Here is a 16641-nt window from a genome sequence, read left to right as displayed (position 1 = left end):
TTAAAAGAAAATTTAGGAAGTTGGTTTTGATTTCGGCGGCATAATACTAAGGTGATGGTCATTAATTTTCATTGCTGCATCATCCAAAAGTTCCTTAATCCTCTCTGATTTATCTGATTGATAAACCAAACCTACGTGGTAATCCATTGGTAGAAATTTGTATACTTCTGGTGCTTCAAATTCTTTACAGTCTGGATTTTTATCTCGAGATAAGCAGATGATCAGTCCGCCATAAAGATCAGTTGGTTTTGTTAATTGATAAGGTGTATCATTTAACCAGGCGTTTTCTATTCTTGCCCATTCGCGCCACAGATTAATTCCCGTGGAAGCTTCAACCAAATCTGGAATATGTGCGCCACCAACTCTTGAAGAAGTTTCTAAGAAATACCATTTTCCATCTTCTTTCCCACGGATAAATTCGGTATGAGTTGCGCCATGTTTCAGACCAAAGCTTTTTAAAACTTTTTTATTTGCTTCTTCTAAAGCAATAAATTCTGGTGATTTTTTTCCTAATGTTTTTGATCTGAAAATCCCGCCGTCGTGCGAAACTTCCATCGGTGGTGACAAATATTGCGAAGCCGAAACGAAGCAGATTTCGCTGTCGTAAACCAAACTGTCGACGTGAAAAACATCGCCAGGTTTAAAACTTTCTAAAAGAAAATGAAATCTTTTATCTCCCAGATTCTCGATGGCGATCCATAACTCTTCTTTTGTTTTAATTTTAACAATTCCTGTTGCAGAAGCTTCAGACCGTGGTTTTAAAACCCAAGGTGGTGCAATTTTATCTACAAATTCATTAACTGTTTCATCATTAAAAATGGAAGAGAATTGAGGAATATCAATATATGAATCTTTCGCCATTTGCCTCATGGCCAATTTATCGCGAAAGTAACGCTGCGTAGTTTGACCCATTCCTGGAATGCGAAAAGACTCGCGAAGCAAAGCTGCTTTTTCTACGTCGTAGTCATCTAAGGCGATGACTCTATCTATTTTTGTTCCTTTTAATAAATAAGAAAAACCCTGTACTAAATGGTCTAAATTCCAAACAGATGGTTCCACTTCTGGCATATAATATACTTCGTCTATCGCATGCCATGGCCAGTTTTTTTCTTTCGTACTCTCGGAAACAATTAGGATAACTCTATTGCCGAGCTTTTTCATCTCGTCGATAAAATCATATCCTTTATAATAGCAGGAAATACAAACAATTGTTTTCTCCTTCATGTAATAGAATTTAATAATTATTGAATTATCAAAAATTGAAACACTTTTACCTTAAGTATTTAATATCAATTATCGAAGTATGTTCAATATTTGAAAATTCTATTTCAATTATACAGAGAAAATTTTAAATATGCTAATTTTAGTTAAAACTTTTGCAGGAAATCGACCAATAATTGAACGCCGTATCCCGTTGCGCCCTTTTCTTTCATATATTGTACGTTTCCGAAAGCAACACCAGCGATATCAAGATGCGCCCAATTCGAATGCCCTTCAATAAACTGTTCTAAAAATTTGCCGGCGACAATACAATCTCCAAAAGGTTTTGATGATATATTTTTGAAATCGGCAACGTCCGATTTGAAGTCGTCTTTCCAAATATCCCAAAGAGGAAGATTCCATAACCGCTGATTCGTTTCATCTCCAGATTTTTCCAGTAATTTTTTCAATGCTTCATTGTTAGAAAAGTAAGCGCTACAAGTAGAACCAAACATTCTAACAGAACTGCCAGTCAGCGTTGCCAAATCGATTAAAGCATCGGTTTTATAGTTTTTCGCGAGATAGGAAAGTCCGTCGGCGAGCGTCATTCTTCCTTCGGCATCGGTATCTAAAACCTCGATTGTTTTACCGTTGTAAGCCCTAATTACATCGCTCGGAATATAAGCAGTATTAGAAACTGCATTATCCGTAATTGGTAAAATAACAATCAAATTCACAGGCAGTTTTAAAGTGGCCACAGCAATTAAAGTTCCGATAACGGCCGTAGCTCCGCCCATATCAGATTTCATGTAATGCAGATTTTCTGAACCTTTAATCGAAATTCCACCAGTATCAAAAAGAACACATTTACCAACCAAGCCGACTGTTTTTGCATTAGCAACTCCAGATTGATATTCTAAAATAGTAAACGCTGCTTCTTGCGAACTTCCCTGATTAACAGAAAGGAAAGCACCCAATCCTAATTCCTCCGATTTTCTACGATCGAAAACGGTTTGTTTTAAACTATATTTTTCTGCAATTTGATTCAGAAATTCAGAGATATGCGGAACTCTTTTAAAATTTTGCGGTTTATTTAACCATTCCATACAAGCAAATTGTCCTTCACAAATCGCTAATGTTTTAAGTTCTATATTTTTTAAATCTTCCTCTGAAACTTCATTTAAGATCAGCTGAAAATCAGAATGGAAGACTGCATGTTTCGCTTTAAATGGATATTCATAAGTTCCAACATATAAACCTTTTACTAAATTTTCAATCTGATCATTATTAAAATTTTCAGTATTGATGGAAGTCTTTTCTGATTTTATTTTTTTTCTATAATCGTACGTAAATTTTTCAGCGGTCGCCTGAATTTCAAAATTCTTCGGATCGGCTCCAAGTCCTATTAAATAATGAACAGCCTCATCTTCCAAAAGGATAAACGTTTCGTCCTTTTTCGCGGAGAATAAACTCTTTAATTGATCTTTAAAATTATCCTTTTTACTTTCCCACTGTTTTTCGGAGAAAAAAGAAAACTTTTGAGAAACTGATTTTATCTCTTGATTACTTAAATTGATGTTGATCATATTGTGTTTGGGATTACATTTATTTAATGTTGGTTGACTAAATCTAAAAATTCCTGTTCATCCAAAATTTCAATGGTTCCGATATCTTGCGCTTTTTTGAGTTTGCTGCCAGCTTTTTCACCAACGACTAAATAATTGAGGTTTTTAGAAACGGCAGAAATATTTTTTCCACCGTGTTTTTCGACCATTTCTTCGGCCGCTTCTCTGGTGAAAAGAGAAAGTTTCCCCGTGAATAAAAAAGTTTTATTTTCTAAAACTGTACTTAAAACTTCACTCGTGCTTTCTCCTTTTTCCAAATGAACGCCGTAAGATTTTAAACGTTCAATCATCAAGATATTTTCTGAATCATTAAAGAAGTTCACAATACTTTCTGCGATTTTTCCGCCAATATCGTCTACCTGAATGAGGTCTTCTGCCGTGGCATTTTTTAAATCATCAATCGTATCAAAGTTTTTCGCCAGTTTCTTAGCAACCGTTTCTCCCACATGTTTAATCCCAATTCCAAATAAAACTTTTTCAAATGGAATTTGTTTTGAATTTTCAACACCATCGATAATATTCTGGGCTGATTTTTCTGCCATTCTTTCCAAAGGCAAGATTTGTTCTTTCGTTAAGGTATAGAAATCAGCCGGATTCTCAACCAGTTTTTCACGATACAGTTGTTCGATCGTTTCAGCGCCCAAACCTTCTATGTTCAAAGCTTTCCGAGAAACGTAGTGAATCATTCTTCCCACAACCTGCGGCGGACAATGCAAATCATTCGGGCAAAAATGAATCGCCTGATCTTCAGTTCTGACTAACTCAGTTCCACATTCTGGGCAATGCGTAATATATTGGATTTCTTGACTATCAGGCTTTCTTTTATCTTCGTTAATACCGACAATCTTTGGAATAATTTCGCCACCTTTTTCGACATAGACAAAATCGTGTTCATGCAAACCGAGTTTTTTGATAATATCCTCGTTATGCAAACTTGCTCTTTTAACAATGGTTCCAGCTAATAAAACGGGTTTCAGGTTGGCGACAGGAGTAATTGCACCAGTTCTCCCAACTTGATAAGTGACGGTAACCAATTCAGTTTCTACTTTTTCTGCTTTGAATTTGTAGGCCATTGCCCAACGCGGAGATTTGGCGGTAAACCCTAATTGTGATTGCTGTTTTATTGAATTTACTTTTAAAACAATTCCGTCAATTTCAAAGGGAAGTTTGTGACGATGTTCATCCCAATAATTAATGAAGTCTTTGATTTCATCTAAATTCTTACATAATTTCGCCTGATCTGAAACTTTAAAGCCCCATTTTCTGGAATTCTGCAATAATTCCCAATGCGTTTCTGCCGGAGTTTCTGCAGAGATAAACTGATAGAGTACGGCTGATAATTTACGCTTACTCACTTCCCCAGAATCCTGCATTTTTAAACTTCCCGAAGCTGTATTTCTCGGATTCATAAATAAATCCAAACCTTCTTCTTCACGACGGACATTTATATTGTCAAAGTTTTTTCGCGTCAAATAAATTTCGCCACGCATGAAAAATGGACTTGGGAAATCACCTTTTAATGTTAAGGGAATATCTGAAATTGTTTTCACATTGGCCGTTATTTCATCACCCTGAAAACCGTCGCCGCGCGTTACGGCTTGTTTCAATTTTCCATTCTCATATAAAATAGAAATCGAAGCACCGTCATATTTTAGCTCAGCTACAAATTCGACCGGTTCATCAATGGTTTTGATGAGGCGTTTTTCCCAATCTTCTAAATCATCAAAATCGTAAGAATTATCCAGTGAATACATTCTGAATTGATGTTGAATAGTCGGGAAGTTTTTAGTGATTTCGCCACCCACTCGCAAAGTAGGAGAGTTGGCATCGTAAAACTCAGGATGCATTTTTTCAAGTTCCTGAAGCTCCTTTAATTTTAAATCAAATTCAAAATCAGAAATAGGAGCGGCATCTAAAATATAGTAATCGTAATTATACTGATGAAGTTCTGCACGCAGGTCTTCTATTCTTTGTTGAATTTTTTCGGGCATCTTAAGTAAGGATTTGTACAAAAATACTAAAACCTTTAAAACTTCTAAGTGATTATTTATGATTTAGCAAAACATCTCTTTGAGTGATAAAAATAGGTACAATATTGAAATGAATATGTTTTTATAACTGCCTGCGCCCCGGATAGCAATGGAAATCCTTTTTTTTTTGGAAGGATTTAGCCAAGGCAAAAAAAAGATTGCAATGGATAGCCGGAAATCGAAGATTCGACGTAGTCAAATGTGCGCCCAAAAACATGTTCAATAAATTTTTTTATTTATATTTATTCAACAAAAATTTCAAGATGAAGAAGAAAGATATTTTCCTAATCGGAGCTGCAATTTTAGTGGCAGGTGGAACAGGATTTGCGACCCATTTAGGTTTCAATTCCGTTTTATTATTTTCACTTGCTGCGGTCGCATTGGTGCTCGTCGCAATGATTGTTGGCAAAGCCACGGAACAGTTAGGAAGCAGGATGGGACCGGCAGCGACGGGAGTTTTGCAATCTGCTTTGGGAAATTTACCAGAACTTTTCGTCTGTATTTTTGCCTTACGAGCGGGATTGGATACGGTAGTTAAAGCAGCATTGGTAGGATCGATTTTAGGAAATTCGGTCTTGGTTTTTGGAATGGCTATTTTGTTTGGAGGTTTAAAAAACGGACGGCAGTATTTTCATTCTGAACCACCGAAAATGAATGCAGTGTTGATGATTTTAGCAGTCGCAGCCATGGCTGTTCCGACCTTGACTTATTATTTACATACGCCGGCAGAAAGTCATTTGAATAGCTTGGACGTGATTGTAGCGGTCGTGCTGCTGATTGTTTTCGGAGCTTATTTAAGTTTTTCAATTAAAGGAGATAAATCAATTACGCCGGACAAAAATGGTGAGGCGGAGGAAGCGACTTGGACTCTGCCAATCACGCTGATTGTTTTGGCAGCCTCAGGAGTTGGTGCTGCATTTGTGTCGGACTGGTTTGTTGAAGCGCTGAAACCTGCCATGGATTCTTTAGGAATTAATGATGTTTTTGCAGGTTTGATCGTAGTTGCGATTGCTGGGAATGCTATTGAGAATTTGGTTGGAATTCAGTTGGCCTTAAAAAATAAAGCAGATTATGCAGTTAGTGTGATTATGAATTCTTCGCTACAGATTGCGCTGGTTATTTATCCTTTACTTATTTTACTTTCATTCTTTTTGGGAGGTGCAATTTTATCTTTCGTGTTGAGTCCACTTTTATTAGCAGCTTTGGCACTTTCAGTGATGGTAAGTGCATTCATCGTTTTTGATGGCGAAAGTATTTGGTTGGAAGGAGTTGCTTTAATTGGATTGTATATTATTATTGCAACGGCTTTTTGGTGGGGATAATTATGTAACAGAAACCACAATTCATTAAAAACCTTGAAGATTTGTGTAATGAAAAGTTTAAATATTTCCGTAAAAACAAAAAACTTAATGTTGAACGATACAACATTAAGTTTCATTTAAATTTATAAAAGGAAAGTTTAATTATTGACTTAACATTTCTTCTATTTTCTGGGTCAATTTTTCGGCATTTGGAAGCATTTCTTTTTCTAAAACTAAATTGATCGGAACTGCGGGTAGGTTGAGTGAACCCATGGCTTCAACTGGCGCGTCTAAATACCGGAAACATTCGTTCGAAATACGGTGTGCAAAAGCTTCTGCGAAGGAGTTTTGAATTTGTTCTTCTGTCAGCACCAAACATTTTCCGTGAAGTTTTGCTCGTTCAAAAACTAGTTTTTCATCAAGTGGAATAATAGTTCTTAAATCGACAATTTCAACTCTTCCTTCGAAATTTTTCACCGCTTCTTTCGCCCAGTAAACTCCCATTCCGTAAGTGACGATGAGCATTGTTCGGCCTTTTTCGGTTTCCGCTTCGTCTGCTTTTAAGAGGATGTTTGCTTTGCCAAATGGTAAGATATAATCTTCGGCCGGTTCGACTGTTTTTGCATCTTCTGTTCCAGGAACTTTGCTCCAGTATAACCCTTTATGCTCCAACATCACGACAGGATTTGGATCGTAATAAGCTGCTTTTAATAATCCTTTGAAATCGGCTGCGTTGCTTGGATAGGCAACTTTAATTCCTTTAATATTTGCCAGAATACTTTCGACACTTCCGCTGTGATACGGTCCGCCGCCGCCATAAGCGCCAATCGGAACGCGGATGATATTGCTTACTGGAAATTTGCCGTTGCTCAAGTAGCAAGATTTTGAAACCTCCGTTATCAGCTGATTAATTCCCGGATAAATATAATCGGCGAACTGAACTTCAACTATTGGTTTTAAACCAACCGCACTCATTCCAACGGTAGACCCAATAATGTATGCCTCTTGAATTGGAGTATTAAAAACTCTTTTATTACCGAACTTTTTTCCTAAAGTCACGGTTTCTCTGAAAACACCACCAATTCTTTCGCCCACATCTTGTCCGTACAGCAAAGCTTCCGGATGTTTCCACATAATTTCCTGAATCGCGTGAATAGCTGCATCAACCATCACAATTTTTTCTTGTCCTTCTGGCTCTCTTTCGCCAACTTCTTCTGTAATTGGAGTGGGAGCGAAAACGTGGTCTTCAACGGTTTCAGGTTTAGGATCTTCGGCAGCGATGGCTTTTTGAAAATCTTGTTCGACTTTTAATCTGGCTTTCTTTTCTATTTGTTTTAAAAGTTCTTCGTCGGTGCCTTCTTCAAGCAATCGCTTTCTGAGTAAGACGCCTGGATCTTTGGCGCGGTGTTTTTCTAAATCGTCCTCATCACGATAGAATTCTCGTCGAACTCCAGAAGTGTGATGACCAATTAGAACTGTACTTGCACAAACCAGCATTGGTTTTCTTTCAGCACGTACAAAATCAACTGCCTTTTTCATAGCTTCGAAACTGGCTTCGAAGTCCGTTCCATCAACTTTCATTCTATTCAATCCGACAAATCCGGCGGCAAAATCATAGGCATCAGAAGTTCTGGCTTCTTCTTTGGTTACCGAAATTCCCCATTCATTATCTTGAACTAAAAATATAATTGGCAATTGATGAAGAGCGGCAAACTGAAAAGCTTCGGAAACTTCACCTTCTGTAACGGAATTATCGCCGAAACTGCAAATGACAACTGGATTTTTTTCGTATTCTTTTAACTTAAATTCTTGAATATATTTAATTCCTTGCGCAACTCCTGTAGTTGGAATAGCCTGCATTCCGGTGGCGGAACTTTGATGAATTATTTTTGGAAAATCTTCTGCTAAACTTGATGGATGGGAATAATAAGATCGTCCACCAGAAAAAGGATCGTCTGATTTTGCCAATAATTGCAGCATTAATTGATAGGGTTCGAAACCAATTCCTAACAACAAACTTTCATCTCGGTAATAAGGAGAAACCCAATCTTCTTTGGTTAACTGATAAGCGGTGGCGAGTTGAATCGCCTCATGACCGCGGGAAGTAGAGTGGACGTATTTGCAAATATTTCGGTTTTCTTCGTAAACATCTGCGGTAGCTTTGGCAATCATCATGTGACCAAATGCCTTCAGCAATATCTCTTGAGAAACAATTTCTTTTTTAATAATTTCCATAGTTAACAAAGATAAAAATTTTTGTGGAAGATAGAAATGATTAAGATTATGGTATATTAATCTTTTATTAAAAATTTGCTTTAAAGTTTTCTTCTTGAATTACCGGATTAGACAGTTTATCTTTATTCAGTGCGACTAAAAATAGTTCCGTTTTTGCAACTTTTTTTAAAAGAAATTTAATGCTAATTTTACCAAAATTCTTTTTAAATGTTCCTAATCTTCGATACTGAAACCACAGGTTTACCCAAAAACTTCAACGCTCCAATCACTGATTCAGACAATTGGCCCCGAATGGTGCAGATTGCCTGGCAACTGCACGACAGGGAAGGTAATTTGCTTGAAAATCAGGACTATATCATCAAACCAGAAGGATATGACATTCCCTTTTCGTCCCAAAGAATTCACGGAATTTCTACTAAAATGGCGACTGAAGAAGGTCGTGATTTGAACGAGGTTTTATTAGAATTTAAAGAAGCACTACAGAAAGCAGAAGTCGTTGTTGGACACAATATTGTTTTCGATTATAATATCGTCGGCGCTGAGTTTTTCCGCAAAGAAGTTGAGAATAATTTGCAGAGTATTCCGTCTGCAGATACCATGAAATTGGGTACGGATTTCTGTAAATTAGGTGGAGGAAAAAGTGGCAGGTATAAATCTCCCAAACTGACGGAACTGTACGAAAAGTTATACGACGAGAAGTTTGATGAAGCGCATAATGCTGCAGCCGACGTCAATGCAACGGCGCAAGTTTTCTTCGAGATGATGAGGATTGGTATTATTCCTTCTGAAACGCTCAAATTAACGAGCGCGGAATTACAACATTATATTAATCATCATCCTGGTTCGATTTCACCTTTTCCGATTATAATTAGACGACAAGTTGCTGACTCTAAAAAGAAAAAGAAAACATCTTTTAATAATACCGACGAAATTGAGATCGGAAGTTATTTTAATTTTCACAATCACAGTATTTACTCCTCGCTTCAAGCATCTTCGCATATTCATGAGTTGATTAAAAGAGCGCTGGATAATAATTTCCCTGCGGTTGGAATCGTGGATTTAGGAAATATGATGGGTGCGTTTAAATTCGTTTCTGAAGTGGAGAAAACCAACGGGAACATTAAAAAAACCTATCAGGAATATTTAGAAAAAAAACAGAAAGCGGAAGACGAGGGAACTGAATTTACAGAATCAGAACCTCGAAAAGAAGAGTTAATTCCAATCATCGGTTGTGAATTTTACATTTCAGATCGACCAGATCAAAAGCAATTTACCAAAGACGATCCCGACCGCAGAACGAATATGGTGCTGTTGGCGAAAAATTATAATGGCTATAAAAATCTGGCAAAACTCTCTAGTTTAGGTTACGTAAATGGATTTTATTTTGGAGTTCCCCGGATTTCTAAAAAGATGATTGCGGAATATAAAGAAGATTTAATCGCTGTAAGCGCTGGAACAAATGGTAATATTCCTAATGCTATTCTGGAATTTGGAGAGCAAAAAGGAGAAGATGTTTTTCAATGGTGGAAAACAACTTTCGATAATGATTTTTATGTCCAACTTCAAAATCATGAAATCGAAGAAGAGCATTATTTGAATGATGTTTTATTGACTTTCGCCGAAAAATATGAAGTCAAAATTTTAGCCCAAAACGAAACCTTTTATACCGAAAAATCAGAAGCACATATTCAGGATATTTTATACTGTATTAAAGATGGTGAGAAATTATCATCGCCAGTGGGAAAGGGATTTGGAAAGAGACGTGGTTTACCATCACATGAATATTACATCAAAAACACAGAAGAACTTAAACAAACTTTCCGTGAATTTCCAGATGCTTTTGAAGCGTATGATGAATTTGTGGCCAAGTTCGAACCCTATACTTTAAAGCATGATGTCTTGTTGCCTGAGTTTGGTATTCCTAATGAATTCTTGAATGAGGAAGATAAATTAGATGGCGGTAAACGTGGCGAGAATTCTTACTTGAGACATTTAACTTACGAAGGTGCTGAAAAAAGATACGGTGAAATTACGGATGAAATTAGAGAACGACTTGATTTCGAATTAGAAGTAATTGCCAAAACTGGATATCCAGGTTACTTTTTGATTGTGCAGGATTTCTGCAATGAAGCCCGAAACATGGGCGTTTGGGTTGGCCCAGGTCGTGGTTCCGCTGCAGGCTCTGCAGTTGCTTACTGTACCGGAATTACCAATGTTGATCCCATTAAATATGATTTGCTATTTGAGCGTTTCCTAAATCCAGAAAGGGTTTCGATGCCTGATATCGATATTGATTTTGATGATGAAGGTCGTGATAAAATCATCAAATGGGTAGTTGAAAAATATGGAAAAGCCAACGTTGCACAAATTATCACCTATTCTGTTTTAGGTGGAAAATCTGCCATTAAAGATGCGGGAAGAGTTTTAGATCTTTCAATCTTTGAGACTAATAATATTGCAAAATTAATTCCGGCTGTACCAGGAATGAATATTGCGAAAGCGTTTGCTAAGTTTGATAAATTATCTCCTGAAGATAAAGCCTTAGCGCAGGAAATGAAAGATATTCTGGCCAATCCAAAAGACGAACGTTATGAAGTTCTATCCGCTGCTCAAAAAATGGAAGGTTGTATTCGAAATACCGGAATTCATGCGTGCGGAGTAATCATCACGCCAGAAGATATTTCGAATTTAGTTCCGATCACGATTGCTTCAAAAGACGCTGATATTTTGGTGTCGCAATTTGATAACTCGGTGGCGGAAAATGCAGGTTTGTTGAAGATGGACTTTTTAGGTTTGCGGACTTTAACAATCATCAAACACGCCATTAAACTCATTAAAGAAAAACACGGCGTTGACATCGATCCAGACACCATTCCGCTGGATGATGCTAAAACTTATCAATTATTTAAAGAGGGTAGAACGGTCGGGATTTTCCAGTATGAAAGTCCAGGAATGCAAAAATATATGCGTGAACTGAAACCAACAGAATTTGCCGATTTGATTGCCATGAATGCTTTGTACCGACCGGGACCGATTAAATATATTCCTCTTTTTATCGCTCGTAAAAATGGGGTAGAAGAAACTATTTATGATTTAGAAGAGACCGAAGAGTTTTTAGGGGAAACCTACGGAATTACAGTGTATCAGGAACAGGTGATGTTGCTTTCTCAAAAACTGGCCAACTTTACAAAAGGGGAAGCGGATACTTTGCGTAAAGCAATGGGTAAAAAACAACGTGATGTTTTGGATAAAATGTATCCAAAATTTATTGAAGGTGGGAAAATAAATAACCTTGACGAAACCAAATTGAATAAAATCTGGAAAGACTGGGAAGCCTTTGCAGAATATGCCTTTAATAAATCTCACTCCACATGTTATGCCTTAATTGCTTATCAAACTGCCTATTTAAAAGCCAATTATCCAGCGGAATATATGGCGAGTGTCATGTCCAATAACATTAACAACACCAAGCAAATCACTCTCTTCATGGAAGATTGTAAAGGTATTGGTGTCGATGTTTTAGGTCCCGATGTGAATGAATCACAATATGCATTTGCGGTGAATGAAAAAGGACAAGTTCGTTTTGGGTTGGGTGCTATAAAAGGAATTGGTGAAGGTCCGAGTGAAGCAATTGTTGCTGCCAGAAAGGACGAACGGTATAAGAACATTTACGATTTCTTTGAAAAAATTCCATCTTCACAAATGAACAAAAGGGTGGCTGAAAGTTTGGTGATTGCTGGAGCTTTTGACGAGGTAGACCGCTATCATCGGGCTCAATATTTTGACATTGATACTACTGGAAAAACCAATGTAGAAAGGTTATTGCGTTACGGACATAGTTTTCAGGACAGTAAAAATGAAATTGAAAATTCATTGTTTGCAGATTTTGCAGATGAAGTACAAATAGAACAGCCCAAAATCAATCCGGCACCAGAGTGGCAAAACATGCACAAACTCAATAAGGAAAAGGAAATCATTGGTTTTTATCTTTCGGCGCATCCTTTAGATGAGTACAAATATCAGTTTCAGTTTATACAAGGTGCTTTGAGTAAAAAGGAAATTTTGGAAGGTAAAAAACAAGAAACTTTAGAACTTGAGAAAGTTATTCTGCCGATTGAAGTTTCAGAAATTGACGATTCAGATGATGATTTGGTCGATCTTCCGCCGGAGATTTTAGAAGGTGAAGACGATGCTTTGATTGAAGAACCAACGAAAATTGTGGAGCCACGCGGAACTTTTAATTTTCTAAATCTCGATGAAATTGAAAATTTTAAAAATGCGGTGTTTGCCAATCAACAAACTGATTTATTTAATAATGATAAATTAAGCTGGAAGGAAAAGCAAGCGTTGAAAAACAATTCGCCAGAATATATGGTTGCTGGATTAGTGACTGAATACACCGTGAAAGATGGAATGAATAGCGGAGAAAAGGTTGCCTTTTTGCTCCTCGAAGATTACAGCGGAAGTTATTCTTTCCGTCTGGGTGATCGCGATTATATGAAATTGCGCGATAGAATTGATGTTCAGAGATTTGTGATTTTTAAAATTAAATTCTCGCAAGCTAAGGACGGACGGGTTTTCGTCAACGTTTCCGATGTAATTGATCTTAAAGAAGCCTTTGAAAAATTCGCTAAAAAAATGACCATTGTTGTTGACATTAATGATTTAAGAAAATCTGATTTAGAGTTTTTCCGAAATCAATTTGATGAACATAAGGGTGAGCAAAAGCTCAATTTTTTCATTAAAAATCCAGAAGATGAAAGCCAACTCGAATTGATGAGTATGCAAACTATGATTCAGGTGAATGGCGATTTGCTGGAGGTCTTTAATGAAACTCAGAAGTATCAAATATTTCTAAATTAATCTTCTCAAATAACAATCTTAACTAATACAAAAATAGAAGCAGCTCCCACGAGCTGCTTTCTCGTTTTTTAAATAACATCCATAATTATCCTAAAAATAAACTAGGAAACTAATTTTGTTTACTAGTTTTCTTTCGTATATTTGCACGCTAATTATGGAAGATAACACCAATTTTATAACAAAGGTTTCGCAGCTGTTCATTGAAAACGGCGCGAAAACTTTAACGATGGATGATATTGCGAAAGCGTTCGGAATCTCGAAAAAGACGCTTTACGTAAAGTATAAGAATAAGGAAGAGTTGATTGAAGAAGTTTTGCAATTTAAACTTGAATCAATTATTACAAGATTAAAATACTTAGATCAAACCATCGAAAACGCGATTGAAAGAATGTTTTGCCGCGATGAAGAAATCGACAAAGTAGCAGATTCTAACAATTCGATGCTCATCAAACAATTGATCAAATATTATCCGACCATTTTCAATAAACACATGATTGAGTTTTCTGATAAATTTTCAGAAGTGCTGGTTCATAATATTTTGAAAGGAAGAGAGCAGGGTTATTATCGCGACAATTTTGATGCAGAAGTTTATGCAAAATTGTTCTTCCAGTTAATTATGTCAATGGAAAATCCTCTTTATATGGATCTAAATACTATTGATAGAGTATACTACAAACATGAGGTCATGAGCATGTACATGAATGCCATTACGAATGAAAAAGGAAAAGAAATTTTAAAAAATTTAAATTATTAATATGAAGAAAGTATTTCAATTCTTCGCACTCACCGCATTTTCAACTTTGACTTTTGCACAACAGAGTTTCTCGCTGGAGGAGTCTTTGCAATATGCAATTGATCATAATGTGAATGTTAGGAAAGCAAAAATAGACCGCACCATTGCGGATCAAAAAGTAAAAGAAACCATCGGAATTGGTTTGCCGCAGCTGGATGGTCAGGCAAAATATAATTATTTTCTTAACATTCCCGTGCAGCTACTTCCAGCAGAATTTTCAGGTGGTGAACCAGGAACTTACATTCCAGTGAAATTTGGTCAGAAACAAAGCATGACGGGCGGATTAACCTTAAGTCAACTTTTATTTAATGGTTCTTATATCGTAGGATTACAATCTTCTAAAACCTACAAAGAAACTGCAGCTTTAGTAGAAGAGAAAACAGAAATCTCTATAAAGGAAGGAATTATGATGGCATATTCGGCGGTCTTAGTGACCGATGAAAACATCAATACTTTAGAAGAAAACAGAAGAGTAGTTGAGAAATCCTTGTTCGATACCAAAGAAACTTACAAAGTTGGATTGATTGAATTTCAAAATGTAGAGCAGTTAGAATACAGTTACAAAAGTCTTTTAGCGGCTCAGCAAAATCTGAATAGAAGCCGAGAAAAAGTAGTGATGGCGCTTAAATATTTAATGGGCTATCCTCTAGACGAAAAAATAAGGCTGACTTCCACTTTAGATGAACTGTTAAAAAAGAATGAAACTTTAGTTGATTTAGATGGAAACATCAACACCGAAAATCATATTGATTCCCGCTTAGCAGAAAACGCAAAAACGATCTCCGAACTTATGCTTAAGCTGGAAAAATCGAAAGCATTGCCGACACTTGCAGCGGCACTTGCCTCAAACTATAATGCGTACAGCGACCAGTTCAGTTTTTTGAAATCTTCTCAGCAATGGTTTAACACATCTGTGATTGCAGTGCAATTAGATATTCCAATTTTTAGTGGTTTGCAGAGACATTGGAGAACGCAACAGGCCAAGTTAAATCTGGAAAAAGCAAAACTTGATGTTGAAGATACCAAGCGAAATATCAGCAACAAAGCCTTCGCAGCTACAATTGATTATAACAACGCTTATAATTCTTACAAAAATGCAGAGGAGTTAATCGCGCTTTCCTCTAGTATTTACAACAAACAGAGAATCAAATTTAATGAAGGAATGGGTACGAGTTTCGATCTTCAGCAAAGTGAAACCCAATTGTACGATTCCCAAGCAAAATATTATCAGGCAGCCATTGAGTTAATTCAAGCGAAAACAAAACTCGACGAAGCTTTAGGAAAACTTTAATAAAAACGATAACGACAAAATCAATTCAATGAAAAAAATATTAATACCAATTGTTATTTTAACCGGACTTGCAGCTTGCAAGAAAGAAAATAACGTACAAAGCGAAAAACTTGAAATTCTGATCAAGAATAAAGATATCAAAGGAATCGAAGCGTATAAAGAAAGACAGAAATTTAAAATCGACAGTCTTAATCAGGTGATGCTGAACATCGACGAAAATTTAGTTTCGATGGGAGTTGTGCCAGACGCAAGTGGCGTAGTTTCTACCAAAGAATTAGAGATTTCTAATTTTGTTCACAACGTAGAAATTCAAGGAAATGTAACGACTGATCAAGATGTAAAAGTTCAACCGCAATTCTCTGGAACATTATCCTTATTTGTAAAGAAAGGACAAAATGTAAGCCGAGGACAAGTGATTGGTAGAGTAGCAGATGGTGGTTTACGCGACCAATATCTGCAGGCTCAAAACGGAGTTGCTGCCATGAAAGCCCAAGTTGCGGGTGCGCTGTCTAACACCAACTTGGCGAAAATCGCTTACGAAAAGCAAGCCGCGCTGTGGAAACAAAAGATTGGGTCAGAGTTTCAATTGCTGCAAGCGAAAGCAAATTATGATGCGGCTTTAAAATCAGTTTCTGCGATGAACAGTCAGGTTTCTGGCTTGCAAAGAGCTGCCGATGCGGTGAAAGCCAACTTAGCGAAAACAGCCATCGTAGCTCCTTTCAGTGGCGTGGTTGATGAAGTTATCACCCAGAACGGACAAGTTGTTTCGCCGGGAACTGATATTGTAAAATTAATTTCTCTAGGAATGATGCGGGTTGAAGCTGATGTTCCAGAGACCTATCTAGCAAAAGTGAGACAAGGAACTTCGGTGAAAGTTTTCTTACCAACTTTAAATCAAACTATTAGTTCGAGCGTGAGATTGGTTGGGAATTACATCAATCCAACCAACAGAACCTTTAAAATTGAAATTCCAATTTCTAATAGTGGAGGCGTTATCAAACCCAATTTATTAGCGCAGGTGAAAATTGAAGATTACGTCAATCCTAATGCAATACAAGTTGCGCAGCAATATATTTTCGAAGATGCTTCAAAACGATCTTATGTTTTTGTCGCCACGAACATCAAAGGAAAAGATGCCGTCGCCAGAAAGGTATTTGTAAATCCAGGCGAGAAATCTGAAAATGTGGTTGAAATTACAACTGGCTTAAAAGCAGGAGATATCATCATTACTGATGGATCTAAAAACTTGAGTGACGGTCAGAAAGTGAAATTAGCGAACTAAAAAGAATTTAAATTAATTCGA

General features: G+C 36.8%; 9 protein-coding genes. 5 read left to right on the top strand and 4 right to left on the bottom strand.

Annotation, left to right across the window (positions count from 1 at the left end):
* Positions 1 to 12: 12 nt before the first annotated feature.
* The 3 genes from BMX49_RS11045 to ligA form a co-directional block, all read right to left on the bottom strand.
* The gene (locus BMX49_RS11045) at positions 13 to 1224 is read right to left on the bottom strand and encodes an ATP-grasp domain-containing protein (protein WP_034720747.1); all 1212 of its coding nucleotides are present in this window, start codon (positions 1222 to 1224) and stop codon (positions 13 to 15) included.
* 143 nt (positions 1225 to 1367) lie between these two features.
* Positions 1368 to 2786, bottom strand: a complete 1419-nt coding sequence (locus BMX49_RS11040; RefSeq protein ID WP_051803841.1) for a leucyl aminopeptidase family protein — start codon at positions 2784 to 2786, stop codon at positions 1368 to 1370.
* A gap of 23 nt (positions 2787 to 2809) precedes the next feature.
* Positions 2810 to 4816 (bottom strand): NAD-dependent DNA ligase LigA, encoded by a 2007-nt coding sequence (gene ligA, locus BMX49_RS11035; protein ID WP_034720744.1) that lies wholly within the window; start codon positions 4814 to 4816, stop codon positions 2810 to 2812.
* Positions 4817 to 5118: 302 nt separating this feature from the next.
* Here ligA and cax point away from each other — a divergent pair, with 302 nt between their 5' ends.
* Complete coding sequence (gene cax, locus BMX49_RS11030; RefSeq protein ID WP_034721553.1) at positions 5119 to 6177, top strand: calcium/proton exchanger; 1059 nt, start codon at positions 5119 to 5121, stop codon at positions 6175 to 6177.
* Positions 6178 to 6318: 141 nt separating this feature from the next.
* Here cax and BMX49_RS11025 read toward each other — a convergent pair whose 3' ends face one another.
* On the bottom strand, positions 6319 to 8391 hold the full coding sequence (locus tag BMX49_RS11025) for an alpha-ketoacid dehydrogenase subunit alpha/beta (protein WP_034720742.1): 2073 nt from the start codon (positions 8389 to 8391) through the stop codon (positions 6319 to 6321).
* 207 nt (positions 8392 to 8598) lie between these two features.
* On the opposite strand from BMX49_RS11025, the gene dnaE reads away from it, so the two are divergent.
* The 4 genes from dnaE (at position 8599) to BMX49_RS11005 (ending at position 16620) form a co-directional block, all read left to right on the top strand.
* Positions 8599 to 13254 carry a DNA polymerase III subunit alpha gene (gene dnaE, locus BMX49_RS11020; RefSeq protein WP_034720738.1) on the top strand — a complete coding sequence of 1552 codons (4656 nt, stop codon included), beginning with the start codon at positions 8599 to 8601 and terminating at the stop codon, positions 13252 to 13254.
* A 154-nt stretch (positions 13255 to 13408) separates the two neighbouring features.
* Positions 13409 to 14008, top strand: coding sequence for a TetR/AcrR family transcriptional regulator (locus BMX49_RS11015; protein ID WP_034720734.1), 600 nt, complete (start codon positions 13409 to 13411; stop codon positions 14006 to 14008).
* A 1-nt stretch (position 14009) separates the two neighbouring features.
* Positions 14010 to 15338 carry a TolC family protein gene (locus BMX49_RS11010; RefSeq protein ID WP_034720733.1) on the top strand — a complete coding sequence of 443 codons (1329 nt, stop codon included), beginning with the start codon at positions 14010 to 14012 and terminating at the stop codon, positions 15336 to 15338.
* Between the two features lie 28 nt (positions 15339 to 15366).
* The gene (locus tag BMX49_RS11005; protein WP_051803840.1) at positions 15367 to 16620 is read left to right on the top strand and encodes an efflux RND transporter periplasmic adaptor subunit; all 1254 of its coding nucleotides are present in this window, start codon (positions 15367 to 15369) and stop codon (positions 16618 to 16620) included.
* The last annotated feature ends 21 nt before the right edge of the window (positions 16621 to 16641 follow it).

It is taken from the genome of Kaistella antarctica (assembly GCF_900109615.1).
GTDB lineage: Bacteria > Bacteroidota > Bacteroidia > Flavobacteriales > Weeksellaceae > Kaistella > Kaistella antarctica.
Note: the sequence above shows the minus strand (reverse complement) of the source record. Positions and strands in the feature narration are given on the sequence as shown.